The organism is Pseudomonas ulcerans (genome assembly GCF_036324125.1).
Lineage (GTDB): Bacteria > Pseudomonadota > Gammaproteobacteria > Pseudomonadales > Pseudomonadaceae > Aquipseudomonas > Aquipseudomonas ulcerans.
The window spans coordinates 192,920-215,918 of sequence record NZ_JAZDQN010000002.1 but is presented as its reverse complement, the minus strand read 5'-3'; the positions used below and the strand labels follow the sequence as shown (position 1 = coordinate 215,918).

Annotated in this window: 21 protein-coding genes; 14 read left to right on the top strand and 7 right to left on the bottom strand. The window is 66.0% G+C overall.

The features are described from left to right. Positions 1-8: 8 nt before the first annotated feature. The 6 genes from V0R59_RS02940 to V0R59_RS02915 all read left to right on the top strand — a co-directional run bounded on the left by V0R59_RS02940 (position 9) and on the right by V0R59_RS02915 (position 6,803). Positions 9-311 carry a sarcosine oxidase subunit delta gene (locus V0R59_RS02940; RefSeq protein ID WP_330073134.1) on the top strand — a complete coding sequence of 101 codons (303 nt, stop codon included), beginning with the start codon at positions 9-11 and terminating at the stop codon, positions 309-311. Further along, a complete protein-coding gene (locus V0R59_RS02935) occupies positions 308-3,205 on the top strand; it encodes an FAD-dependent oxidoreductase (protein WP_330073135.1) in 2,898 nt (965 codons plus the stop codon). The genes V0R59_RS02940 and V0R59_RS02935 overlap by 4 nt, the downstream gene beginning before the upstream one ends. A 3-nt stretch (positions 3,206-3,208) precedes the next feature. After that, the gene (locus V0R59_RS02930) at positions 3,209-3,778 is read left to right on the top strand and encodes a sarcosine oxidase subunit gamma (protein WP_330073136.1); all 570 of its coding nucleotides are present in this window, start codon (positions 3,209-3,211) and stop codon (positions 3,776-3,778) included. Positions 3,779-3,884: 106 nt separating this feature from the next. Then, positions 3,885-4,655 carry an IclR family transcriptional regulator gene (locus V0R59_RS02925; protein ID WP_330073137.1) on the top strand — a complete coding sequence of 257 codons (771 nt, stop codon included), beginning with the start codon at positions 3,885-3,887 and terminating at the stop codon, positions 4,653-4,655. 182 nt (positions 4,656-4,837) lie between these two features. Next, positions 4,838-5,143, top strand: coding sequence for a DUF3077 domain-containing protein (locus V0R59_RS02920; protein WP_330073138.1), 306 nt, complete (start codon positions 4,838-4,840; stop codon positions 5,141-5,143). A 307-nt stretch (positions 5,144-5,450) separates the two neighbouring features. Next, entirely contained in the window at positions 5,451-6,803 is a 1,353-nt protein-coding gene (locus V0R59_RS02915) for an APC family permease (protein ID WP_330073139.1), read from the top strand. A gap of 7 nt (positions 6,804-6,810) precedes the next feature. Here the strand turns inward: V0R59_RS02915 and hrpB are convergent, their stop codons facing one another. Next, positions 6,811-9,330: an ATP-dependent helicase HrpB gene (gene hrpB / locus V0R59_RS02910; protein ID WP_330073140.1), complete on the bottom strand. Its 2,520-nt coding sequence runs from the start codon at positions 9,328-9,330 to the stop codon at positions 6,811-6,813. A 118-nt stretch (positions 9,331-9,448) separates the two neighbouring features. Here hrpB and V0R59_RS02905 point away from each other — a divergent pair, with 118 nt between their 5' ends. Continuing rightward, a complete protein-coding gene (locus V0R59_RS02905) occupies positions 9,449-9,868 on the top strand; it encodes a polyribonucleotide nucleotidyltransferase (RefSeq protein WP_330073141.1) in 420 nt (139 codons plus the stop codon). A gap of 1 nt (position 9,869) precedes the next feature. Further along, positions 9,870-10,739 (top strand): cation diffusion facilitator family transporter, encoded by an 870-nt coding sequence (locus V0R59_RS02900; RefSeq protein WP_330073142.1) that lies wholly within the window; start codon positions 9,870-9,872, stop codon positions 10,737-10,739. Positions 10,740-10,866: 127 nt separating this feature from the next. Here V0R59_RS02900 and V0R59_RS02895 read toward each other — a convergent pair whose 3' ends face one another. Continuing rightward, entirely contained in the window at positions 10,867-11,691 is an 825-nt protein-coding gene (locus V0R59_RS02895; protein WP_330073143.1) for a DUF6515 family protein, read from the bottom strand. Positions 11,692-12,090: 399 nt separating this feature from the next. On the opposite strand from V0R59_RS02895, the gene V0R59_RS02890 reads away from it, so the two are divergent. Together V0R59_RS02890 and V0R59_RS02885 are read left to right on the top strand one after the other, a co-directional pair. Beyond that, on the top strand, positions 12,091-12,567 hold the full coding sequence (locus V0R59_RS02890) for an Lrp/AsnC family transcriptional regulator (RefSeq protein ID WP_330073144.1): 477 nt from the start codon (positions 12,091-12,093) through the stop codon (positions 12,565-12,567). 38 nt (positions 12,568-12,605) lie between these two features. Then, on the top strand, positions 12,606-12,812 hold the full coding sequence (locus V0R59_RS02885; RefSeq protein WP_330073145.1) for a DUF2788 domain-containing protein: 207 nt from the start codon (positions 12,606-12,608) through the stop codon (positions 12,810-12,812). Between the two features lie 3 nt (positions 12,813-12,815). On the opposite strand, the gene V0R59_RS02880 is transcribed toward V0R59_RS02885, so the two are convergent. The 4 genes from V0R59_RS02880 to V0R59_RS02865 form a co-directional block, all read right to left on the bottom strand. Beyond that, positions 12,816-13,445 carry a pseudouridine synthase gene (locus tag V0R59_RS02880; RefSeq protein WP_330073146.1) on the bottom strand — a complete coding sequence of 210 codons (630 nt, stop codon included), beginning with the start codon at positions 13,443-13,445 and terminating at the stop codon, positions 12,816-12,818. Positions 13,446-13,451: 6 nt separating this feature from the next. Beyond that, positions 13,452-14,924: an AMP nucleosidase gene (gene amn, locus V0R59_RS02875; RefSeq protein ID WP_330073147.1), complete on the bottom strand. Its 1,473-nt coding sequence runs from the start codon at positions 14,922-14,924 to the stop codon at positions 13,452-13,454. 66 nt (positions 14,925-14,990) lie between these two features. After that, positions 14,991-16,643, bottom strand: coding sequence for an acyl-CoA dehydrogenase family protein (locus V0R59_RS02870; RefSeq protein WP_330073148.1), 1,653 nt, complete (start codon positions 16,641-16,643; stop codon positions 14,991-14,993). An 80-nt stretch (positions 16,644-16,723) separates the two neighbouring features. After that, positions 16,724-18,697, bottom strand: coding sequence for a sensor histidine kinase (locus tag V0R59_RS02865; RefSeq protein ID WP_330073149.1), 1,974 nt, complete (start codon positions 18,695-18,697; stop codon positions 16,724-16,726). A gap of 260 nt (positions 18,698-18,957) precedes the next feature. Between V0R59_RS02865 and V0R59_RS02860 the strand changes: the two genes are divergently transcribed. The 4 genes from V0R59_RS02860 to V0R59_RS02845 all read left to right on the top strand — a co-directional run bounded on the left by V0R59_RS02860 (position 18,958) and on the right by V0R59_RS02845 (position 22,478). After that, positions 18,958-19,755, top strand: a complete 798-nt coding sequence (locus V0R59_RS02860) for a hydroxymethylpyrimidine/phosphomethylpyrimidine kinase (RefSeq protein WP_330073150.1) — start codon at positions 18,958-18,960, stop codon at positions 19,753-19,755. Positions 19,756-19,783: 28 nt separating this feature from the next. After that, positions 19,784-20,410: a thiamine phosphate synthase gene (gene thiE / locus V0R59_RS02855; protein WP_330073312.1), complete on the top strand. Its 627-nt coding sequence runs from the start codon at positions 19,784-19,786 to the stop codon at positions 20,408-20,410. 16 nt (positions 20,411-20,426) lie between these two features. Then, positions 20,427-21,710: a glutamate-1-semialdehyde 2,1-aminomutase gene (gene hemL / locus V0R59_RS02850; RefSeq protein ID WP_330073151.1), complete on the top strand. Its 1,284-nt coding sequence runs from the start codon at positions 20,427-20,429 to the stop codon at positions 21,708-21,710. A 213-nt stretch (positions 21,711-21,923) separates the two neighbouring features. Then, on the top strand, positions 21,924-22,478 hold the full coding sequence (locus tag V0R59_RS02845; RefSeq protein WP_330073152.1) for a tetratricopeptide repeat protein: 555 nt from the start codon (positions 21,924-21,926) through the stop codon (positions 22,476-22,478). A 6-nt stretch (positions 22,479-22,484) separates the two neighbouring features. Here V0R59_RS02845 and V0R59_RS02840 read toward each other — a convergent pair whose 3' ends face one another. Beyond that, a complete protein-coding gene (locus V0R59_RS02840) occupies positions 22,485-22,811 on the bottom strand; it encodes a DUF1820 family protein (protein ID WP_330073153.1) in 327 nt (108 codons plus the stop codon). Positions 22,812-22,999 lie beyond the last annotated feature (188 nt).

Below are 22,999 nucleotides of genomic sequence, written 5' to 3'. Positions count from 1 at the left end.
GGAATGCCATGAAGATCATGAATTGCCCGCTCAACGGGCCAAGGAACATCAGCGAGTTCACCTACGGCGGCGAGTTCAAGGTGATGCCCGACCCGGCCACCTGCTCCGACGCCGAGTGGGCCGACTACGTGTTCAACAGCGACAACGAGGCCGGCGTGGTCCGCGAGTGGTGGATGCACAACGCCTCCAGCTACTGGTTCCTCGCCGAGCGCCACACGGTCACCGACCAGATCCTGCGCACCTTCGATGCCAGGGAAATCTTCAACCAGCGCGTCGACTTCGCCGCCCCCGTCCAGGAGATCGCCGGATGAGCCGCCTTCCCGCCCCCATGGGCCTGCTGATCGACCGCGATCAGCCCCTGCGTTTCAGTTTCGACGGCAGCGACTACCAGGGCTTTGCCGGCGACAGCATCGCCAGCGCCCTGCTCGCCAACGGCCGCTGGCTGCTCTCGCGCTCGTTCAAATACCACCGCCCGCGCGGCCCGCTGACCATGGCCGGGCAGGACGCCAACACCCTGGTGCAACTGCCGGACGAGCCCAACGTGCTGGCCGACGCCCAGGTGCTCGCCGCCGGCATGACCGTCACCGGGCAGAACTTCAACGGCTCGCTGAACAGCGACCGCGACGCCTACCTCGGCAAGTTCTCGCGCTTCATGCCGGTGGGTTTCTACTACCGCTCGTTCTTCAAGCCCAAGGGCGTGTGGAAGATCTGGGAACCGCTGATCCGCAAGAAGGCCGGCCTCGGCGTACTCGACCTGAACTTCAGGCCGCAGTACTACGACAAGGCCTACCTCTTTGTTGATGTGGCGGTGATCGGTGCCGGCCCGGCCGGCCTCAGTGCCGCCCTCACCGCAGCCAATGCCGGTGCGCGGGTGCTGCTGATCGAACAGCAGGCCGTGCTCGGCGGCTCGCTGACCTACGCCCGCTTCGACGCCGAAGGCCTGCGCGCCGATGCCCTGCGCCGCGAACTGCTCGCCGCCGTGCAAGGCCACGCCAATATCCAGGTGCTGACCCGGGCCACCTGCAACGCCTGGTTCACCGACAACTACCTGCCGGTGATCCAGGGCAAACGCATGTACAAGGTGCGCGCCAACCAGTGCATCGTCGCCGCCGGTTCGTTCGACCAGCCGGTGGTGTTCCGCAACAACGACCTCCCCGGCGTGATGCTGACCAGTGCCGCGCAGCGCCTGATGAAGCTGTACGCGGTGAAGCCGGGCAAATGCGCCGTGGTGCTGACCGGCAACGATGACGGCTACCTCGCCGCCCTCGACCTGGCCGACCAGGGTGTGCAGGTCGCCGCGCTGGTGGACATGCGCCAGCAGCCCGCCGACATGGCCTTGAAGGTGGCCCTGGAAAAGCGCGGGATTTCCGTTCACCTCGGCAGCACCGTGTACGAGGCGCTGCACGACAAAGGCATGCGCCATGTCAGCGGCGTGGAGATCCGCCGGATTACCGCGCAGGGCAAGGTCGCCGAGCAGGGCCTGACCCTGGCCTGTGATCTGCTGTGCATGTCCGCCGGCTACATGCCGGTCTACCAGTTGCTGTGCCAGGCCGGCGGCAAGCTGGCCTACGACGAGCAACGCGCCGAATTCGCCATCAGCGGGCTGCCGGAGGGGCTACGGGTTGCCGGGTCGGTGAACGGTCGCCATCAGCTGGACAACGTGCTGCTCGATGGCAGCCGGGTCGCCGCTGCCGCCGTGCAGGCGCTGGGACTGGAGTCGGGTGTCGGCGCGGTCGAGTTCAGCGGAGAGGCGCGGGTCAACTTCGAGTGGCCGATCTTCGCCCACCCGAAAGGCAAGGACTTCGTCGACTTCGACGAAGACCTGCAAGTACGCGATATCGTCAACGCCACCCGCCATGGCTACCGCGACGTGCAACTGGTCAAGCGCTTCTCTACCGTCGGCATGGGTCCGTCGCAAGGTCGTCACTCGGCATTGCCGACCGCACGCCTGGTAGCCCAGGCGACCGGCCGCAGCATCAGCGAAACCGGGGTGACCACCGCGCGTCCACCGTTCGAGGCGGAGAAGCTGGCCCACGTGGCCGGGCGTGCCTTCGATCCCTATCGGCAGACCGCCATGCACAGCCGGCATGTCGCGGCCGGCGCCAAGCTGATGCCCGCCGGCATCTGGCAGCGCCCGGCCTACTACGGCAAGCCGAACGAGCGTGAGCGGTGCATGCAGGAAGAGGTGCTTCATGTGCGGGAGAAGGTCGGCATCATCGACGTTTCGACCCTCGGAGGTCTCGACGTCCGCGGGCCGGATGCCGCCGAACTGCTGGAGCGCATGTACACCATGCCGTTCGCCAAGCAGCCGGTCGGTCGTACCCGCTACGGCTTGATGACCAACGAACACGGCGTGGTGATCGACGATGGCGTGATCGCCCGCCTGGCCGAGCGGCACTTCTACGTGACCGCCACCACCAGCGGCGTCGACCGCATCTACCAGCAGATGCTCAAGTGGAACGCCCAATGGCGCCTGGACGTGGATATCGCCAACGTCACCGCAGCGCTGGCGGCAGTGAACGTCGCCGGACCACTGTCGCGCAAAGTGATGGAGAAGGTCTGCAGCGAGGTCGATCTGTCCGCCGAAGGCTTCCCCTATCTCGGCGTGCGCACCGGCAAGGTGGCGGGAATTCCGGCGCGCCTGATGCGGGTCGGTTTCGTCGGCGAACTGGGTTATGAAATCCACGTGCCCGCACGACATGGCGGCAAGCTCTGGGATGTTCTCATGGAAGCCGGGGCCGAGTTCGGCATCCGTCCGTTCGGCGTGGAAAGCCAGCGGCTGCTGCGCCTGGAAAAGGGCCACGTGATCATCAGCCAGGACACCGATGGCATGACCCACCCCGGCGAGATCGACATGCAATGGGCGATCGGCCGCAAGAAGCCGTTCTTCGTCGGCAAGCGCTCCATCGAAATCCTCGAATGCCAGCCGCTCAAGCGCAAGCTGGTGGGCTTCAGCCTGCCCAAGGGCAGCAGCCAGCCGCTGGAAGGGCATCTGGTGCTCAAGGGCGCGGACATCAGCGGCAACGTCACCTCCTGCGAGTACTCGGCCACCCTCGGCCAGATCATCGGCCTGGCCTACGCCGGCGCCGACCAGGCCGAGCCGGGCATGCGTATTCCGATCCGCGTCGAAGGTGGCGAGGTGGTGCAGGCCACGGTGGTGAAACTGCCGTTCTTCGATCCCGACAACCAGCGCCAGGAGCTCTGAGCCATGACCAGTCTCAACCCTATCGAGCGCTGCGCGCTCATCGACCTGACCGATCTGCCACGGGTGGGTTTCCGGGGCGTGGATGCCGCCGGGTGGCTGACGGCACGCGGTTATACGCTGCCAGAGGCGCCCAACCGGGCCGTGCTGTGTGACGACGGCACGCTGGTGGCGCGCCTGTCGCAGACCGAGTATTTCCTGCTGGGCAGCCTGGCCGATCGCGGCCAGCGGATTGCCGACGAAGAGGCCGGCTGGGTGCTGGGCGAGCAGCGCAACTACCTGCTGCCACGCCAGGACAGCCATGCGTGGTTGCAGCTATCCGGCAGGCATGTTGCCGAGGTGATGGCCAAGCTGTGCGGGGTGGACCTGCGCGCGCAGGCCTTCCCCATCGGCAGCGTGGCACAGACCTCGGTGGCACGGCTCAATGCCATCGTGATCAATGCCGGTAGTGCCGAGCTGCAGCGCTTTCACATCCTGGTGGATCGGGCGTCGCTGGAGTACTTCCAGGGGGCGGTGCTGGATGCCATGGGGGAATTCGGCGGGTTGCCGGTGAGCCTGGAGACCTTGCTCGCCTGATCCGGCTCTATCGCTGGCAAGTCCCACAGGTTCGGCAGCGCCGCGGACCTTGTGGGAGCTGGCTTGCCAGCGATGAGGCCCTCCCACTCACCACAGGACCTCAAGCATGACCGCCTTAGAACCCATGGACTACCGCGTCCCCGCCCTCCAGCGCGGCCTGACCATCCTCGGCATGTTCAACGCCCGCCAGCGCAGCCTGAGCATGCAGGACATGGCCGAGCGCCTGGAGATCAGCCCGTCGGCCGTCTACCGCATCGTGCAAACGCTGGTGGACATGGGCTACCTGCGCAAGGCCGGGCGCAGCGATTTCGAGCTGGGCAGCCGGGTCATCTCCGACGGCTTCGCCTACCTCGCCAGCCGCGACATCGTCGAGGTGGCCATGCCCCACCTCAACGACCTGCGCGACCGCACCTCGCTGTCCTGCCACCTGAGCATCCGCGAACAGACCGACAGCCTCTACGTCTACCGTGCCTTCGCACCGCAGCGACTGACGGTGAACATCCCCATCGGCACCCGCCTGCCCTGTCACGGCACGGCGCTGGGGCGGGTGTTGCTGACGGGGTTGGGCGAAGGGGAGTTGAGCCAGTTGTACCAACATGTGCGACTCGACGATTACCCGCCGCCCGCCCCCCGCACCTTGCCGGAGTTGCAGCAACTGATAGCCGAGGACCGGCGGCGTGGCTGGGTGCTGCATCGCTCGGACTACTCCACGGCGATTGCCGCCGGGATTCGTGACCACAGTGGCGCGATTACCGCGGCGATCAACCTCTCGGGGCCGGATGCGGTGATGGACACGCCGGTGGCGCAGGAGGCTTTTCTACAGGCGTTGCTGGCGGCGAGCCGGGAAATATCGGCGGCGCTGGGTTATCGAGATTGAGGGCGTGATTTGCCTCAATTCCGACATTGTCGTAGGCAATTTCCCAAGCACTCTTTCCCCGCTGTTCAGCCGTTGCGCTGCGGGGGAAGGGTTGCCTAGTCTTGTTGGGTCATTGATTCCCGGTGACCGGTTTTGACAGACCGACGCTGCAAAGCCACTCGCCCCGCAAAGGTCCATCTGTCATGAAAAAAGTGGCACCTGACAAACCCGCCCTCCCCGACCTCACCACCACCTACACCGAATTCTGCTTCTGCGACGAAGGCGAAACCGCGCTGTTCGCCGTACGCGACGGCGTGGAAATGAAGCATGCCCTCGAACAGCTCATGTCCCTGTTGCGCCTGGCCCACGAAAACAACTTTCAGGCCAGCGAGCTCGCCGACGGGCGGCTGGCAAAGATGCTGCTGGCCACCCAGCACAGCCTGGAGGCTTCCAAGGCGGTGGTTGCGTCGCTGTTGAAGAGCATTGAGCGGCAGGCGGTTTCGGGCTGATGCTGATGGCCCTATCGCTGCATAGGTATCTGCACATCTCGAATGATGGTCGACGCAGTTCCTACCTGGACCGCTCCGCATGGGTAGTTTGGGCAAACCGGAAGATGTGTAGATACCCATGCAGCGATAGGGACAGTGAGAATAACCTTCATGGCACCCCGGCAATCATCCTTTGCACCCCTGCAATGTTCTTTCCCCACCCACCCCGCTAGCCTAGGCCGCAAACACGGCCCCACCGGCAGGTATCGCCACTCCACACATTCGCGATTCGCGCGTGCAGCCCTATAAAAAATACAAAGGGATATCCATGACCAACCCGCACTCCCCGACAACGGCCGGTGGCGACGATCAACTGCGTCGCGTGCTCGGCCTTCCGGCCCTGGTTTTCTTCGGGCTCGTCTACATGGTCCCGCTGACCATCTTCACCACCTACGGCATCGTCACCGAAACCACCGGTGGCCGCACCGCCGGCGCCTACCTGGTGACCCTGGCGGCCATGCTGTTCACCGCCGCGTCCTACGGGATCATGGTCAAGCGTTATCCGGTTGCAGGTTCTGCGTACTCCTACACCAACATTGCCTTCGGCTCGAATGTCGGTTTCCTCGCCGGCTGGTCGCTGCTGCTGGATTACCTGTTCCTGCCGATGATCAACTACCTGTTGATCGGGCTGTTCCTGAATATCGCCTTCCCTGCCATCCCGGCCTGGGTCTTCGTCCTCGGTTCCATCGCCCTGGTGACCGTGCTCAACGTCCTGGGCATCCGCTCGGTGGCCAAGGCCAGCAACCTGATCGTCGGGGCGCAGATCATCTTCATCGTGGTGTTCGTTGCGCTGTCCTGCTCCAGCCTGGCTGGCGGCCCGGTCGACTTCCTCGCCCCCTTGCGCGGCGATGGCAGCCAGCCCGGTTTCGATCCGCTGATGGCCGGCGCGGCGATCCTGTGCCTGTCGTTCCTCGGATTCGATGCGGTGTCCACCCTCGCCGAGGAAACCCGTGACGCGCGCCGCACCGTGCCGCGCGCGATCATGCTGACCACCCTGGCCGCCGGCGTGCTGTTCACCCTGCTCGCCTACCTCAGCCAGTTGGCGATACCGGGCAGCCATTTCGACAACACCGACACCGCCGCCAATGAAGTGATGCTCAAGATCGGCGGGCAGTTCCTCGCCAACTTCTTCACCGCCGCCTATGTCGCCGGCAGCCTCGGTTCGGCACTGGCCTCCCAGGCGGCGGTATCGCGGATCATCTACAGCATGGGCCGCGACAAGCTGCTGCCCGAGCGCTTCTTCGGCAGCCTGTCGCCGCGCTTCGGCACGCCGATCAACGCCACCCTGCTGGTATCGGTGGTGTCGCTGATCGCCCTGGTGATCAGCCTGGAAACCCTCGCATCGCTGATCAGCTTCGGCGCGCTGGTGGCCTTCTCGGCGGTGAACATGGCGGTGCTGCGTACCCACCTGCTGGCCAAGGTCGAAGGTAAAAGCCTGCTGCTGCACGGCCTGGTGCCGCTGGTCGGCCTGGGCCTGACCCTGTGGCTGTGGACCAGCCTGTCGGCCCTGACCCTGAGCATCGGCCTGGGCTGGTTCGCCATCGGCGTGGCCTACCTGCTGGTGCTGACCGGCGGTTTGCGCCGCAACGTCAAGGTTGCCGACTTCTCCGAAGCCGGCTGATCCCCTCTCAGGTCCCGCGCGGCTTGGCCCGCGCGGTGGCTTCCGCCACCAGCGGGTCGTCCGGCCAGTAGTGCTTCGGATAGCGCCCCTTCAAGTCTTTCTTCACCTCGGCGTAGGTACTGCGCCAGAAGTTCGCCAGGTCCTGGGTCACCTGCACCGGCCGGCGCGCCGGCGACAGCAGGTGCAGCAGGACCTTCTGCCGGCCCTGGGCAATGCGCGGGGTGTCGGCCAGGCCGAACAGCTCCTGCATGCGCACCGCCAGCACCGGCGGGTGCTCGCTGTAGTCGACGCGGATATTCGAACCCGATGGCACGCCGATATGCACCGGCGCCCATTCGTCGAGGCGCTGCGGCAGCGGCCAGGGCAGCAGGTTGCGCAGGATCGAGGAGAGGTCGAGGTTGGCAAAATGGCTGAGGCGGGTGACCTTGCCGAGATACGGCTGCAGCCAGTCCGCCAGACTCGCCAGCAGGGCATCGTCACTCAGGTCCGGCCATTCGCTGGCGCCGCCGCTGGCCAGGTCCAGCTCGCGCAACAAGGCCACCCGCGCCTGCCACTGGCGCAGCTCCGGCGTCCACGGCAACAGTGCCAGGCCCTTGCGCCGCACCAGGTCGAGCAAGGCGCGGGCACGGGCGTCGCCATCCAGGCCGGTCAGCGGCTCGCGAGCGAGGATCAGTTCGCCGACCTTACGCTGGCGCTCGGCGCGCAGGACGTTTTCCTTTTCATCCCACTCCAGTTGCTCGACCACGCTGACCTGCTCGGCCAGTACCTGGTCGAACAGCGCCGGATCAAGCTCGGCGGCGAGGTAGATACGTTCCTCTCGCTGTCCCTGACGGCTGCCAAGATCGGCGACCACCAGCCACGCTTCCTTCATCAGCGCATCGACTTCGCCGAACTGCGCGGCGCGGCCGTTGGCCAGGCGATACTCGGCACCGCCGGCACGTCGCTGCTGGGCGACGCGGTCGGGATAAGCCAGCGCCAGCAGCGCGCCAAGCCAGCGCGGATGCTCCGGATCGGCCACGGCCGCACCCGGCTTGTCGCGCAGGAAGCCACGGTATTGCCGGGCCAGTTGCTTCGCTCGCTGCACGCCACCCTGGCTGCTGCGGGCGGCGCGGGTTTCGCCGCTGAGCAGGCTCAAGCGGCTGTGCAGGTCGGCGCCGGCGCCGCGCAGGATGTCGCGCTCGCCCAGCAAGGCTGCGACATCGCAAGCCATGGCGGTCAGGCCAAGATCCTGGCCGCGCAGCAGCAAATGGGCGATACGCGGGTGAGCCGGCAACTCGGCCATGGCCTGGCCATGGGCAGTCAGGCGCTCGTCGACCAGCGCGCCCAGCCGGCGCAGCAGGTCCTGCGCCTGGCTGTAGGCGGCGGCCGGCGGTATGTCGAGCCAGCGCAGATCTCCCGGCGCCACACCCCAGCGGCCCAGCTGCAGGGCCAGGCCGGCGAGGTCGGCCTGGAGGATTTCCGCGCTGCCGTAGGCGGCCAGCTGTTCGTGTTGGGCTTCCGACCACAGGCGATAGCACACCCCCGGTTCCAGGCGCCCGGCCCGGCCGGCGCGCTGGGTGGCACTGGCGCGGGAGATGCGCTGGGTGTCGAGGCGGGTCATGCCGCTGCCTGGGTCGAAGCGCGGCACCCGGGCGAGGCCGGCGTCGATCACCACGCGCACACCGTCGATGGTCAGGCTGGTCTCGGCGATGTTGGTCGCCAGCACCACCTTGCGCGTGCCCGCCGGCGCCGGCTCGATGGCGGCGCGCTGGGCAGACAGGTCGAGTTCACCGTGCAGCGGGCAGAGCAGGATATCGGCGCGCTCACCCACGGCGTCCAGCAACGACTGGTGCACGCGGCGAATCTCCGCCTGGCCCGGGAGGAACACCAGCAGGCTGCCGCGTTGTTCATCCAGCGCCTGCAACACAGTCTCGGTGACGCGCGGCTCGATGTACTCGCCCGGCTGGAACGGCCGGCCCCAGCGCATCTGCACCGGGAACATGCGGCCTTCGCTGCTGATCACCGGCGCATCGTCGAGCAACGCGGACAGGCGCTCGCCTTCGAGGGTCGCGGACATCAGCAGGATCTTCAGCGGCGGCTCGTCGCGCAGCAGCTCGCGACCATTCAGGCTCAAGGCCAGGGCAAGGTCAGCGTCGAGGCTGCGTTCGTGGAATTCGTCGAAGATCAGCAGGCCAACCCCGTCCAGCGCCGGATCGTCCTGCAGACGGCGGGCAAGGATACCCTCGGTGACCACTTCGATGCGGGTGCGCGGGCCGACCTTGCTGTCCAGGCGGATGCGGTAGCCCACGGTTTCCCCGACCTTCTCGCCCAGCTCGCTGGCCAGGCGCTCGGCTGCGGCACGGGCAGCAAGGCGCCGGGGTTCGAGCATGAGGATCGTCTGTCCCGCCAGCCAGGGTTCGTTCAGCAGCGCCAGCGGCACGCGGGTGGTCTTGCCCGCGCCGGGGGGCGCTTCGAGCACCGCTTCATGGCGCCGGGCCAAGGCCTCGCGCAATGCTGGCAGTACGACATCGATCGGTAAGGAAATCATGGTAGCCCTCAAACAGTGGGGCGAGTATAACGGCGAACCCGGCCTGCCCTATCATGGTCTTATCCACTGGAGCCGGCCTTCTGCCGGTATCGTTGCGGCTTTCTTGCGGAGACTTTCAATGCGTATTCCTTCCCGTGTCACTGGCGGCATCCTGGTCGCAACCCTGCTGACCCAGCTCACGGCCTGCGGCACCCTGTTCTACCCCGATCGTCGCGGCCAGATCGAAGGCAAGGTCGACCCGGTGATCGTCGCCCTCGATGCGGTCGGCATCCTCTTCTACGTCATTCCCGGCCTGATCGCCTTCGGCATCGACTTCGCCACCGGCGCCATCTACCTGCCCGGCGGCAGCACCGCCCAGGTGGCACCGGACACCCTCAAGCAGGCCATCGGTGCCGATGGCAAGGTGGACAACACCCGCCTGCAGGCCATTCTCGAAAGCGAACTGGGCCAGCGCCTGCCGCTGAACGACCCGCGCCTGATCCAGCACAGCGGCAGCGTCGAGCAACTGGCCGCCTACGGCCTGGTGCCCGCCGCCTGACATGACCACCTCCAGCGAACATGCGCGCCTGCTGCGCCTGGCCACCGGCGCCTCGCTGGCGGTGGCCTGCATCCTTATCGTCAGCAAGGCGATCGCCTGGTGGCTGAGCGGTTCGGTAAGCCTGCTGGCCGGGCTCACCGACTCGCTGCTGGACGGTGCGGCTTCGCTGCTCAACCTGCTGGCGGTGCGTTATGCATTGCGACCGGCGGATGAAGATCACCGCTACGGGCACGGCAAGGCCGAGGCGCTGGCAGGGATGGCGCAGGCGTTGTTCATCGGCGTCAGTGCGGTGCTGATCGGCTTCCAGGCCTTCGAGCGCTTGCAGGATCCGCAACCGCTGGGCAATGCCGGCGTGGGCGTGGCGGTGATGCTGTTGTCACTGGTGCTGACCGTGGCACTGCTGATGGTGCAGGGCCGGGTGATCCGTATCACCGGTTCGACGGCGGTGCGCGCGGACTCGCTGCATTACCGTTCCGACCTGTTGCTCAATGGCAGCATCCTGCTGGCGCTGCTGCTGGCGACGTTTGGCTGGCCGCAACTGGATGCGTTCTTTGGCCTGGGGATCGCGCTGTATATCTTCTGGAGTGCGCTGACGATTGCCCGGGAGAGCTTCGCCACGCTCATGGATGAAGAGCTGCCGGCGGATGTCAGCGAGCGCATGCTGGCACTGGCTTGCGCGGTGCAGGGAGTGGTGGGGGCGCATGATCTGCGTACGCGGGTGTCGGGAAATCGCTGGTTCGTCCAGGTGCACCTGGAACTGCCGGGGGATCTGCCGCTGACCCGAGCGCATGGGTTGTGCGATGAAGCGGCGGCGGCGATCAGCCGGGAGTATCCACGGGCTGAAGTGTTGGTGCATGCGGACCCGGTTTAGTGGGTGTTCTTCCGGGCCTCATCGCTGCGGTTCGGCGCCCCGACAAGCCAGCTCCCACAGGGTCCGCGGTGCATGCGATACCTGTGGGGCCTGCCAGCGATGAGGCCCGAGAGAACACAGCAGGTCTTCAGTTGACGCTATACCCCCGCCCCGCCATGCACGCCCCCATCGCCCGCCGATAGGTATCCGCCACTTGCGCCGGCGGCGCCTGATTGGCGTAGGACGGGTCGAAACCACTCTGCTCCACCGCCCAGCGATGACACTGGTAGCGGTCCTGCTCGACCTGTTGTGGCGATTGCCCCTGCATCGGATAAGCGATCACGTCGTAACCACTGCCCTGCTGCACCGGCACCGGCTGCTGCACTTGCGGCGGGTTGACCACCACGTATTCGCGGCTGTCCTGCTGATACTGGTAGTAGGTATCGGCAACGAGGAAGAACAGCGCCCCGCCGATCCACATTTCCCGCGCGTAGTCCGGCAGGTAGGTCACCCGCACGCCGTAAGGCGGGGTCACGACCACATAGCCCGAGCCATGCGGGCGATACCAGTAGCCGCCGGAGTAGAAATAGTCCTGCCCGCGATACGGCACTTTCCAGTAGCGATCAGGGAAACGGTCGATGGCATGCCCAGGCCGATACTGCGGCCCCGGCCCCCAGCCATTGCCATGGCCACTCGGCCGCCCCGCCCAGTTCGGCTGCTCGCCGCGAGGGCCGGTCTGCCAGTGCTGGTTGCCGTCGTTGCGCCGGGGGATGTCCTGGTAATAGCCTTGGCGCGGTTGCTGGGTCTGCCAGACTTCACCAGGCTTGGATTGCAGGGGCGAACCGGACGACCGCTGCTCGCCTTCACCGTGGCCCTGCCGCTCGCCACGATGGTCGTACTCGCCTTCGGCATGGACGTTCAGGCTCAGGCACAGCAGGCCGATGGCTGCCAGGGGCCAGATACGGGATTTCATGCTGTTCCTCTGTCGATGTAGGAATATTCTCTGCGCCACTCTAGCAGGCGCTATTGCCCTCGGCAGGTGAAATCTCGGACAGAAAAAAGGGCGACCCCTTGGGGCCGCCCTTCGCAAAACTTGTCCTGGCTCGACGCTCGTGACGCCGGCTCACCTCACACCTGTCTTGTGGACCGTGTGTAGCCCGGGGGCCAAGCACAACCCTGTGGGATTGCTGGCCGCGACCGTCCTGCTTGGGTCGGTCGCCGTGGACATGTGTCCGGGCAGTGATTCTGGAAACAATGATAGGAAAACCGTGCCGGCAGAGGATTGCGAAGATTGCGGAGAAAAACACCTCTTGCGCAATTTTTCTCCAAATATTAATAATTGCCAGCAATTCATACAGAAAAGGCCCGTTCCATGAGCAAGCTGGACCGCTATGACCTGAGCATCCTCGCCGAATTGCAGCGCGACGCGCGCATCTCCAATCAGGAACTGGCCGAGCGCATCGGGTTGTCGCCGTCGCCCTGCTCGCGGCGGGTCAAGCAACTGGAAGACGACGGCTTCATCTCCCGCCAGGTAGCCCTGCTTGACCGCAAGAAGCTCGGCCTGAGCCTGACCGCCTACGTGCTGATCGGCATGGACCGGCATACCCCCGAGCGTTTCGAGACCTTCGAGGCGGCGATCCGCAGCCTGCCGCAGGTGCTGGAATGCAGCCTGGTCACCGGGATGGACGCCGACTACCAGCTCAAGGTGGTGGTGCCCGACATGGACCATTACCAGAAACTGCTGCTCGGCCACCTCACCCGCATCGAGGGTGTCACAAGCGTTCGCTCAAGCTTTGTCCTGAATCAAGTGTTGGCCAGCACCGAGCTGCCCCTGACCCACCTGCGATAGGCGTATAATCCGCCGCCTCACGCTGCCGGAGAACGTCGATGGATCCTGTGCTGTTCGAAGAGTGGATGATGACCATCCTGGTCTCCATCCTGATTGCCTTCATGGGCTTCATCGTCTATGACCTGGCCAAGAAGTCCAAGGCCGGTAAATTCGGCACCTTCATCCTGTTCTTCGTGCTCGGACTGGGCATCTTCGCCTTTATCGTGAAGAGCGTGGTGATCACCTGGATCGAGATGAACAAGTAGCCCTCAGCGCCTCGGGTCCACTTCCTTCCACTGGCCGGGTTCGAGCCCGTCCAGCGTCCAGTCGCCGATCCTGACCCGCACCAGACGCAGGGTCGGCAGTCCCACCGCCGCAGTCATTCGCCGCACCTGGCGGTTGCGTCCTTCCTTGATGATCAGTTCCAGCCAACTGGTGGGCACGCTCTTGCGAAAGCGCACCGGCGGGTTGCGCGGCCACAGTTGCGGTTCGTCGAGCAGGCGGGCCTGGGCCGGCAGGGTCGGACCGTCGTTCAGCTCGACGCCGTCGCGCAGGCGCTGGATCTGCTCCGCGCTCGGTTCACCCTCCACCTGCACCCAATAGGTCTTCGGCAGCTTGTGTCTGGGATCGGCAATGCGCGCCTGCAACTGGCCATCATTGGTCAGCAGCAGCAGGCCTTCGCTGTCACGGTCGAGGCGCCCGGCGGGATAGACCCCGGGCATGGCGATGAAATCCTTGAGGGTCGCCCGCCCCTCGCCGTCGCTGAACTGGGTCAGGACGTCGAAGGGCTTGTTGAACAGGAGCAAGCGCGGCTCGGCCGGCGGCGCCTTGGGCTGGCGTCGCGGACCGGCGGGCTTTGCCGCGGGGCGGCGCGGCGTGGAACGTGGGGGTAGCGGCATGAAACCTCAGCGGAACGGCGGCTCGTCGAAACTGCGCAGTTTACGCGAGTGCAGCGAGTTGAGTTCGGTGCGCAGCAGGTCGAGGGCGGCGATGCCGATCTTCAGGTGCTGGCTGACCGCACGGTTGTAGAAGGCGTTGGCCGCCCCCGGCAACTTGATCTCGCTGTGCAGCGGCTTGTCGGACACGCACAAAAGCGTGCCGTACGGCACCCGCAGGCGATATCCCTGGGCGGCGATGGTGCCGCTTTCCATGTCCACCGCGACCGCCCGCGACAGGTTGATCAGCGGCCGCTCCTCGGCCCAGCGCAGCTCCCAGTTGCGGTCGTCGTAGGTCAGCACGGTGCCGGTGCGCAGGCGTTTCTTCAGCTCGTCGCCGCGCTCGCCGGTAACCTGCGCCGCTGCTTCCTGCAGGGCCAGCTGCACTTCGGCCAGGGCCGGGATCGGGATGTTCGGCGGCACCACGCGGTCGAGAATGCCGTCGCGGCGCATGTAGGCGTGGGCCAGCACGTAGTCGCCGATGGTCTGCGACTGCCGCAGGCCGCCACAGTGGCCGATCATCAGCCAGCAGTGCGGACGCAGCACCGCCAGGTGGTCGGTGATGTTCTTGGCGTTGGACGGGCCGACGCCGATATTGACCAGGGTGATGCCATCGCCATCGGCGGCGATCAGGTGGTAGGCCGGCATCTGGTAGCGGTGCCAGACCACTCCGGCCACCAGCGCCTGGGCCTCGCCGTTGTCCATCGACTTCTCGATGATCACGTTGCCCGGCAAGACCATCCGCACGAAACGCGGGTCATCGCGCAACTGCTCCAGGCCGTGGCTGATGAACTGGTCGACGTAGCGGTGGTAGTTGGTCAGCAGGATCCACGGCTGCACATGGCGCCAGTCGCTGCCGGTGTAGTGCACCAGGCGGCGCAGGGAGAAGTCCACCCGCGCGGCGTCGAACAGCGCCAGCGGCAGGGTCTCGGCATTGCCCCAGTCGTACAGGCCGTCGGCGATGCCGTCGGTGGCGGCGGACAGGTCGGTGCTCGGGAAGACCCGCGCCAGCGCCGCGGCGGTGATGCCGGAGCCGGCCAGCTCATCACCCTGCTCGACCACGTACGGGTAAGGAATGTTCTGGTCGCTGACCCCGACCTCGACGCGCACAGTGAAGTCGTTCATCAGCGGTCGCAACTGATCCAGCAGGTAACCACGGAACGCCGCCGGATGAGTCACGGTGACGCTGTAGGTCCCCGGCAACTGCACCTTGGCGTAGGCCCGGGTGGTCGCAGGCACTTCGCCATGGCAGTGGTAGGTCAAGCGCAGCTCGGGATAGCGGAACAGCGAGCGCTCCTGGGCATCCGGCTCGGTGCGGTCCTTGAGGTAGCGCTTGAGCGCCTGGCTCAGGGCCGCGGTGGCGGTTTCATGCAGGGCCGCGAGGCGGTCGACGGCCTGCTCGGCGGTTTCCACGACAACGAAAGCTTCATCGAAACGGGTCACTGGTTACTTCCTGTCTGACATGCAGGCTTCCATCTTGCCTACATCCGATTGCAAAGGCACGTACGTTCAGAGCAGCCAGACCGGAGTCGCCCGCTGTACCAACGCAGCGACGTCGATACCGCGCGGCAAGGTGCCATAGACCCGTCCGCCCTGGCCCAGGCGGCTTGCGATGAAGGCATCGCTGACCGTGGCGTTGCCGGCCTCCAGCAGCAGCTTGGCCTGGAGGCCGACGGCGATGTCCTCGGTGAGCTGGCGGGCGCGGTACTGGATATCGCCGGTGTCGGCGAAGGCCGCCTTGAGACCGGCGATATGCGCGGCCAGGCGGCGGTCGCCATGGCCGTCGCCCAGCTCGATGAACAGGCTATCCAGCACGCCCGGCTCCTTCGACAGGGCGCGCAGCACATCCAGGCACTGCACGTTGCCGGAGCCTTCCCAGGTGGAGTTCACCGGCGCCTCGCGGTACAGGCGCGGGAGAATGCTGTCCTCGACGTAGCCGGCGCCGCCCATGCATTCGGCGGCCTCGTTGATCATGGCCGGGGCCCGTTTGCAGATCCAGTACTTGCCCACCGCCGTGACGAGCCGAGAGAAACGCGCCTGCTGCGGGTCATCTAGATTGTCGAGGGCCTGGCCCATGCGCAGGCTCAAGGCCAGCGCGGCTTCGCTTTCCAGGGCAAGGTCGGCGAGCACGTTCTGCATCAGCGGCTGCTCGGCCAGGACCCGGCCACTGACCTGGCGATGAGCGCAATGGTGCGCGGCCTGGGTCAGGGCCTGGCGCATCAGTGCGCTGGAACCGACCATGCAGTCGAAGCGGGTCATCGCCACCATCTCGATGATGGTCGGCACGCCCCGGCCTTCCTCGCCGATCATCCAGGCCAGGGCGCCGCGGAACTCCACTTCGCTGGAGGCATTGGACCAGTTGCCCAGCTTGTTCTTCAGGCGCTGGATGTAGAACTGGTTGCGCTGGTCGTCGGGGCGATGGCGTGGCAGGAGGAAGCAACTCAGGCCCTTGTCGGTCTGCGCCAGGGTGAGGAAGGCATCGCACATCGGCGCCGAACAGAACCACTTGTGACCCACCAGCTCATAGGCCTGGCCCGGGCCCGGTGCGCCCACTGGGTACGCGCGGGTGGTGTTGGCACGGACATCGGTGCCGCCCTGCTTTTCGGTCATGGCCATGCCGATGGTGACCCCGGCCTTGTGCCGGTCGCCGACATTGCGTGGATCGTACTCGGTGGCGAGAACCTTGGGCAGCCAGTATTCGGCCAGTTCCGGCTGCAGCTTCAGGGCCGGCACGGCGGCGAAGGTCATGGTCAGCGGGCAGCCGCTGCCGGCTTCGGCCTGGCTGTGCAGATAGGTCATGCTGGCACGGGCGACATGGGCGCCAGACTGCGGCTCGCGCCACGGCAGCGACGGCAGGCCGTGCTCAATGGCCGTGCGCATCAACTGGTGGTAGGCCGGGTGGAACTCCACCAGGTCGATGCGGTGGCCGAAACGATCATGGCTGGCGAACTGCGGTTTGTTCTGGTTGGCGAGGAACCCCGCCTCCATCAGCGGCCCGCCCGCCAGGGCCCCGTACGCATCGATCCGCGCTTCGGCCCAACCGGCCCCGAACCTGCGTCCCCACTGCTGCAGCGGCAGGTCGAGGCGGTAGAGATTGGCGCCGTCGAGGGACGGCGGCTGGTTGGTCACTTCGTGGGTTTCAGCGTACTGATGCAGGTTCATCCGAGGCTCCTGATCGATAGGACGTGTCTGAAAAATCCAGTGAATCACGCCCTGCCGCCGACACAAAGTGACAAAAACGCCTAACCCGGCGTGATTTGTCCCCTGCCCAGCGGCACCGCGACGGCCAGCGCCAGGCTCAGTTCGAAGCTGCTGCCCTGCCCCGGCACCGAGTTGTGCGACAGGCGCGCCCCGAGCAGGTCGGCGAGCTTGCGGCAGATCGCCAGGCCGATGCCGAGGCCGCCGTATTCTCGACTCATGGAGCCGTCGACCTGGAAGAAGCGCTGGTACAGCAGCGCGTCATCGAGGTTGACGAAGCCGATGCCGCTGTCGCGCACGGTGCAGGTCAACGCCAGCACCTGCTGGCTGGCCTGGCCGCGCACCTGCAGGCTGACGCCGCCACGCTGGGTGAACTTGATGCCGTTATCCAGCAGGTAGCCCAGGCACAAGGCCAGCTTGCGCCGGTCGCCGACCAGGCGGTCCGGCAGGTCGTCGGAGACGTCCAGGTGCAGCAGCAGGTCCTTGTCCATGGCCGGCGAGATGAAGCGCGTGCGCAGCTCCTGGACCAGTCCGCGCAGGCTGAAGGCTTCATCCTGGGCTTGCAGGCGCCCGGCCTGGAGTTCGCTGAGGATGAGGATGTCGTCGACCATGCGCATCATGTGCTGCGCCGCGATACTGGCGGTGTGCTGGTACAGGCCAAGTTCCGCGCCCATGGGCATTGTCTGCATCAGTTCCAGCGAACCGATCACGCCATTCATCGGCGTGCGCAGCTCGTGGGTGACGGTGGCGAGGAACTGGTCCTTGAGGTGGTTGCTGCGGGCCAGTTGCTGGTTGAGCAGTGCCAGCTTTTCGCCGGTTTCGCGCAGTACCCGGGCGCGCTCTTCGCGCATGCTGTTGATCCGGTCGGCCAGGGCCAGCGATAACAGGCACACTTCCAGGGCCGCGCCGATCTGGCTGGCATACATGGTCAGGAAGGTGTTGGGCAGATGCCCCAGGACCATCAGGGTGTTGACCAGTCCGCCAAGCAGGAACGCCGACCAGGCGATGGTGAAATAGCGCGCCACGCGCAGGCCGCGCCACCAGGCGAACAGCCCGGCGGCGAAGATGCACAGGGTGAAGGCCAGGGCCAGCACGGTGGCCAGGCGCAGGGCCAGGCCATAACTGGAGGCCAGCGCCATCACCATCACCAGCGCCGAACAGGCCACCAGGCCTTGCAACAAGCGGTCGAACGCCCGGCTGTGGTGGGCCATCTGCAGGAAGCTGCGGGCGAACTGGCAGCCGCACAGCCCCGCCGCGCCGATGAACAACGGCGTCGCGGCGTTGGCCCACCAGGGGCTGGACGGCCAGAGATAGGCCACCGCAGCGCCGTTCACCGAGAGCTGGTAGAGCCCGAACGAGGCGATGTAGAGGATGTACCAGAGGTAACCGGTGTCGCGCACGCTGAGGTAGATGAACAGGTTGTAGACCAGCATTCCCAGGAGCACGCCGTAGATCAGCCCTAGCACGTAGATCTTCGCCGGCAGCGCCTCGATATAGGCCTGGGTCGACCACAGGCTCAACGGCGCCTGCACCGAGCCCTCGCTGTGCAGGCGCAGGTAGGCGGTCAGGGACTGGTCCGGGTGCATCGGCAATTCGAACACGTAGTTGCCCTGCTCGATCTGCCGGCTGGCATAGGGCAAGGCGTCGCCGGTGCGCTGCACCAGGCGGTACTGGCCGGTGGCGTCAGGCAGGTACAGTTCGAGATGATCCAGCGGCGGATAGGCCAGCTCCAGCAACCAGGTGCGCGGCGCGGCGTCGGGCATGGCGAGGTAGTGAAGATCGACCTTGAGCCAGAACACCGAGGTCGAATAGCCCGCGTTGAGCACGTCGGCCTGGTGCGGCTTGAATTGACGGGCGAAGGTCGGCGCACTGACCTGGGCGATGGTGGCACTGCCGTCCGGATCCTCGAATACCTGCATGACCCGGCCCAGGGGCAGGTTTCGGGTCGAGTCGTCGATGTCGACGGCTCCGGCCAGCAAGGGCAGCCAGCCCAGCAGAACGATCAGCAGATAGCGCATACAGCCCCAGCGTGGCGCTTGCGGTCGCGTCGCGTTGCCTCCAGTCCTTTGAGGCGACGGGATCCGCCAGTGCCTGATGTCATTTTCAAAGCGCGCTAGCATAGCGGTTTCGCACGAGCGGCAGCCAGGCAAAAATCGACGGCAGCGGCTCTACCACGGCTATTACAGGGATTTCACAGAAAAATCCTGACCAACCAATCAGAAAACCCCGCGACGACGGCCGTCCCGGCCCCGGTGTTTGGTGGTAAGCTCGCGCACCTATGAATACCTACAGCTCCCGCCCCGTTGTCCTCTGTCTCTCCGGCCACGACCCCAGTGGCGGCGCCGGCCTGCAGGCAGATATCGAAGCCCTGATCGCCCAAGGCTGCCACGCCGCTCCGGCCGTGACCGCCCTGACCGTGCAGGATACCGTCAATGTGCAAGACTTCCGCGTGCTCGACCGCGAGTGGGTGCTGGCCCAGGCCAACACCGTCCTCGCCGACTCGCAGGTCGCCGCCGTCAAGCTCGGCATGCTCGGCTCGCTGGAGATGGTCGACACCGTCGTCGAGCTGATCAGCGCCCACCCGCACCTGCCGCTGGTCTGCGACCCTGTACTGCGCGCCGGTGGCGGTGGCCGCCTGGGCAAGGACGAAGTCGGCTACGCCATGCGCGAACGCCTGCTGCCGCTGGCCACCATCGCTACGCCGAACCTGCCCGAGGCACGCATCCTCGCCGAACTGCCAGACGGCAGCGCCGACGAATGCGCGGAGAAACTCCTGCCCTACGTCGAACACCTGTTGATCACCGGTGGCCACGGCGACGAGACCGAGATCCACAACCGCCTGTACAGCCGCGATGGCCAGCGTCACACCTGGACCTGCCAGCGCCTGCCGGGCAGCTACCACGGCTCCGGCTGCACCCTGGCCAGCGCCCTGGCCGGCCGCCTGGCCCTGGGCGAGCAACTGCACAGCGCGGTGCGCTCGGCCCTCGACTACACCTGGCGGACCCTGCGCGACGCCGAACAACTGGGCAAGGGCCAGTACGTGCCCCGCCGCCTGCCCCTGGATTTCTGTTCCTGACAATAACCAACGCTGTGAGGCGCCTGTGCTGAAGCTCCGCGGTTTGTATGCAATCACCGACAGCCAGTTGCTGGCCGGGCGGTTTCTTCCTTATGTCGAAGCGGCCCTGGATGGCGGCGTGACCCTGCTGCAATACCGCGACAAGAGCGACAACCAAGCGCAACGACTGCGTGAGGCCGAAGCCCTGCTGCACCTGTGCGCGCGCTACAACGTCCGCCTGATCATCAACGACGACGCCGAACTGGCCGCGCGCCTGGGCGTCGGCGTGCACCTGGGGCAGACCGACGGCCCGCTGACCCCGGCGCGCACCTTGCTCGGCAAGGACGCGATCATCGGCTCCACCTGCCACGCCCGGCTCGACCTGGCCGAGCAGGCCGCCAGCGAGGGCGCCAGCTATGTCGCCTTCGGGCGCTTCTTCAACTCGGTGACCAAGCCCGGCGCGCCCGCGGCCGACCTGGCCCTGCTGGGCGAGGCCCGGGCCCGGGTGAAGCTGCCGATCGCGGTGATCGGCGGCGTGACCCTGGACAACGCCGCGCCACTGGTCGAGCACGGTGCCGACCTGCTGGCGGTGATCCACGGCCTGTTCGGCGCCGACAGCGCCCAGGAAGTCACCCGTCGCGCGCGCGCCTTCAACGCCCTGTTCCCCCATTCCTGATTCGAGAGAGACCTCCATGTCCCGTTCCGAAAGCCTGTTCGCCAACGCCCAGAAGCACATTCCTGGCGGCGTCAACTCGCCGGTCCGCGCCTTCCGCAGCGTCGGCGGCACCCCGCTGTTCTTCAAGCACGCCGAAGGCGCCTACGTCACCGATGAAGACGACAAGCGCTACGTCGACTACGTCGGCTCCTGGGGCCCGATGATCCTCGGCCACGGCCATCCGGACGTGCTGGAGTCGGTGCGCAAGCAACTGGTCCACGGCCTGTCCTACGGCGCACCGACCGCCATGGAAACCGAGATGGCCGACCTGGTCTGCTCGCTGGTGCCATCGATGGAGATGGTGCGCATGGTCAGCTCCGGCACCGAGGCGACCATGAGCGCCATCCGCCTTGCCCGTGGCTTCACCGGTCGCGACAGCATCATCAAGTTCGAAGGCTGCTACCACGGTCACTCCGACAGCCTGCTGGTGAAGGCCGGCTCCGGCCTGCTGACCCAGGGCGTGCCGAGCTCCGCCGGCGTACCGGCGGACTTCGCCAAGCACACCCTGACCCTGCCGTTCAACGACATCGACGCGGTAGCCAAGACCCTCGCCGACGTCGGCCAGCAGGTGGCCTGCATCATCGTCGAACCGGTGGCCGGCAACATGAACTGCGTACCGCCGGCGCCAGGCTTCCTCGAAGGCCTGCGCAGCCTGTGCGACCAGCACGGCGTGGTGCTGATCTTCGACGAAGTGATGACTGGTTTCCGCGTCGCCCTCGGCGGTGCCCAGGCCCACTACGGCGTGACCCCGGACCTGTCGACATTCGGCAAGATCGTCGGTGGCGGCATGCCGGTCGGCTGCTTCGGCGGCAAGCGCCAGATCATGGAACGCATCGCCCCGCTGGGCCCGGTGTACCAAGCCGGCACCCTGTCGGGTAACCCGCTGGCCATGGCCGCCGGCCTGACCACCCTGAAGCTGATCAGCCGCCCGGGCTTCCACGACGAGCTGAGCGCCTTCACCACCCGCCTGCTGGACGGCCTGCAGCAGCGCGCCGATGCAGCGGGCGTACCGTTCGTCACCACCCAGGCGGGTGGCATGTTCGGCCTGTACTTCACTGGCGCGGACGATATCGTCACCTTCGACGACGTGATGGGCAGCGATGTCGAGCGCTTCAAGCGCTTCTTCCACCTGATGCTGGAAGGCGGCGTATACCTGGCGCCAAGCGCGTTCGAAGCGGGCTTCACCTCGATCGCCCATGGCGAGACCGAGCTGAAGATCACCCTGGATGCCGCCGAGCGGGCGTTTGCCAAGCTGAAGTAATCGCTGGATTGCTTTGCGGTTCCAAAAGGAAAGGGGCGGAAGACCTGTAGGTCTTTCGCCCCTTTCTCGCAAGAATTCCCCTCAAGCTGGCGCAACAATTGCGCCGGATTGGCAGAAATTCTGGTAAAGACTTTGTAAGGTTGGCGCTGCTTAACCCATAATGTGCCACCAGACACACATTGGCCGCAGCTTTGCAGAGGTAAGTCGATCACCATGAACCGCGCCGGCCGCGCCCTCGCCCTGGGCTGCCTGTTGCTACTTCAGCCTCTGCTGGCCATTGCGGCGGGCGGCGGTAACTCGTTGCTGATCCCCACCACGGGCCGCTGCACCCTCAACACGTCCCCCGAAGAGCTCGCCGACGCCGTGACCCGCTGCAAGCAGGCCGCGCAATCCGGTGACGCCCAGGCCCAGTACGAACTGGGCGACTTCTACTACGAAGGCAAGAACACCCCGCGCGACCTCAACCAGGCGCTCAGCTTCTTCGAGCAAGCCTCGCTGCAGGGCCACGCCGATGCGCAATTCAAGCTGGGCACCATGTTCTATCGCGGCGAAGGCGTACCGGCGAACAACATCCAGGCCTATATCGTGCTGAAGATGGCGGCGGTCAACGGCGCCGAGGATGCGCTGGACATGGCCGACCAGGTATCGGCGCAGATGCAGCGCGACGAACTGGAAACCGCCACCCAGGTGCTGGGGCAGATCTTCCGCAAGTACCTGCTGGAGTTGCAGACCGTCGACGGTCGCACGCCTTTCGCGCCGCTGCCCTGAAACCGCTTATCTTTCCGGCATCGGCATCGGGAACGGCATGACGTTGCCCGTGACCTTCGCCTCGCTGATCTTCGGCGTCCCCAGTCGCTCCACCTCGTCGATGCGCACGATCGAATGCATCGGCACGAAGCTGCGGGTCACGCCTTCGAACTGTGCCTTGAGCTTTTCCTCGCTGGGATCGACCACCACCTGCGTGCGCTCGCCGAAGACGAATTCCTCGATTTCCAGGAAACCCCACAGGTCGCTCTGGTAGATCTGCTTGGCGTACATCTCGAACACCTGGCCCTGGTTGAGGAAGATCACTTTGTAGATGGGGGCTTCGCGCTTGGACATGGTCGTCAGGAACGGATGGCTGGCAAAAAAGGGCGCGAATCATACCACAGGGGCCATGGATGCCGGCCGCCCCGACATAACCGTTTCGTCAACTTCCTCTGCAATAATCCATTGATCGTTTCAGCGCTTTCGCGGCTCCGCAGTCGGCGTTATCCTTGACTCCATATTTCTTGCCCAAGGGCGGCTTA

Excerpts from the sequence above, each read along its gene's own strand:
- V0R59_RS02940 (WP_330073134.1), top strand. The coding sequence starts at position 9 with ATGAAGATCATGAATTGCCCGCTCAACGGGCCAAGGAACATCAGCGAG.
- V0R59_RS02935 (WP_330073135.1), top strand. The coding sequence starts at position 308 with ATGAGCCGCCTTCCCGCCCCCATGGGCCTGCTGATCGACCGCGATCAG.
- V0R59_RS02930 (WP_330073136.1), top strand. The coding sequence starts at position 3,209 with ATGACCAGTCTCAACCCTATCGAGCGCTGCGCGCTCATCGACCTGACC.
- V0R59_RS02925 (WP_330073137.1), top strand. The coding sequence starts at position 3,885 with ATGACCGCCTTAGAACCCATGGACTACCGCGTCCCCGCCCTCCAGCGC.
- V0R59_RS02920 (WP_330073138.1), top strand. The coding sequence starts at position 4,838 with ATGAAAAAAGTGGCACCTGACAAACCCGCCCTCCCCGACCTCACCACC.
- V0R59_RS02915 (WP_330073139.1), top strand. The coding sequence starts at position 5,451 with ATGACCAACCCGCACTCCCCGACAACGGCCGGTGGCGACGATCAACTG.
- hrpB (WP_330073140.1), bottom strand. The coding sequence starts at position 9,330 with ATGATTTCCTTACCGATCGATGTCGTACTGCCAGCATTGCGCGAGGCC.
- V0R59_RS02905 (WP_330073141.1), top strand. The coding sequence starts at position 9,449 with ATGCGTATTCCTTCCCGTGTCACTGGCGGCATCCTGGTCGCAACCCTG.
- V0R59_RS02900 (WP_330073142.1), top strand. The coding sequence starts at position 9,870 with ATGACCACCTCCAGCGAACATGCGCGCCTGCTGCGCCTGGCCACCGGC.
- V0R59_RS02895 (WP_330073143.1), bottom strand. The coding sequence starts at position 11,691 with ATGAAATCCCGTATCTGGCCCCTGGCAGCCATCGGCCTGCTGTGCCTG.
- V0R59_RS02890 (WP_330073144.1), top strand. The coding sequence starts at position 12,091 with ATGAGCAAGCTGGACCGCTATGACCTGAGCATCCTCGCCGAATTGCAG.
- V0R59_RS02885 (WP_330073145.1), top strand. The coding sequence starts at position 12,606 with ATGGATCCTGTGCTGTTCGAAGAGTGGATGATGACCATCCTGGTCTCC.
- V0R59_RS02880 (WP_330073146.1), bottom strand. The coding sequence starts at position 13,445 with ATGCCGCTACCCCCACGTTCCACGCCGCGCCGCCCCGCGGCAAAGCCC.
- V0R59_RS02870 (WP_330073148.1), bottom strand. The coding sequence starts at position 16,643 with ATGAACCTGCATCAGTACGCTGAAACCCACGAAGTGACCAACCAGCCG.
- V0R59_RS02865 (WP_330073149.1), bottom strand. The coding sequence starts at position 18,697 with ATGCGCTATCTGCTGATCGTTCTGCTGGGCTGGCTGCCCTTGCTGGCC.
- V0R59_RS02860 (WP_330073150.1), top strand. The coding sequence starts at position 18,958 with ATGAATACCTACAGCTCCCGCCCCGTTGTCCTCTGTCTCTCCGGCCAC.
- hemL (WP_330073151.1), top strand. The coding sequence starts at position 20,427 with ATGTCCCGTTCCGAAAGCCTGTTCGCCAACGCCCAGAAGCACATTCCT.
- V0R59_RS02845 (WP_330073152.1), top strand. The coding sequence starts at position 21,924 with ATGAACCGCGCCGGCCGCGCCCTCGCCCTGGGCTGCCTGTTGCTACTT.
- V0R59_RS02840 (WP_330073153.1), bottom strand. The coding sequence starts at position 22,811 with ATGTCCAAGCGCGAAGCCCCCATCTACAAAGTGATCTTCCTCAACCAG.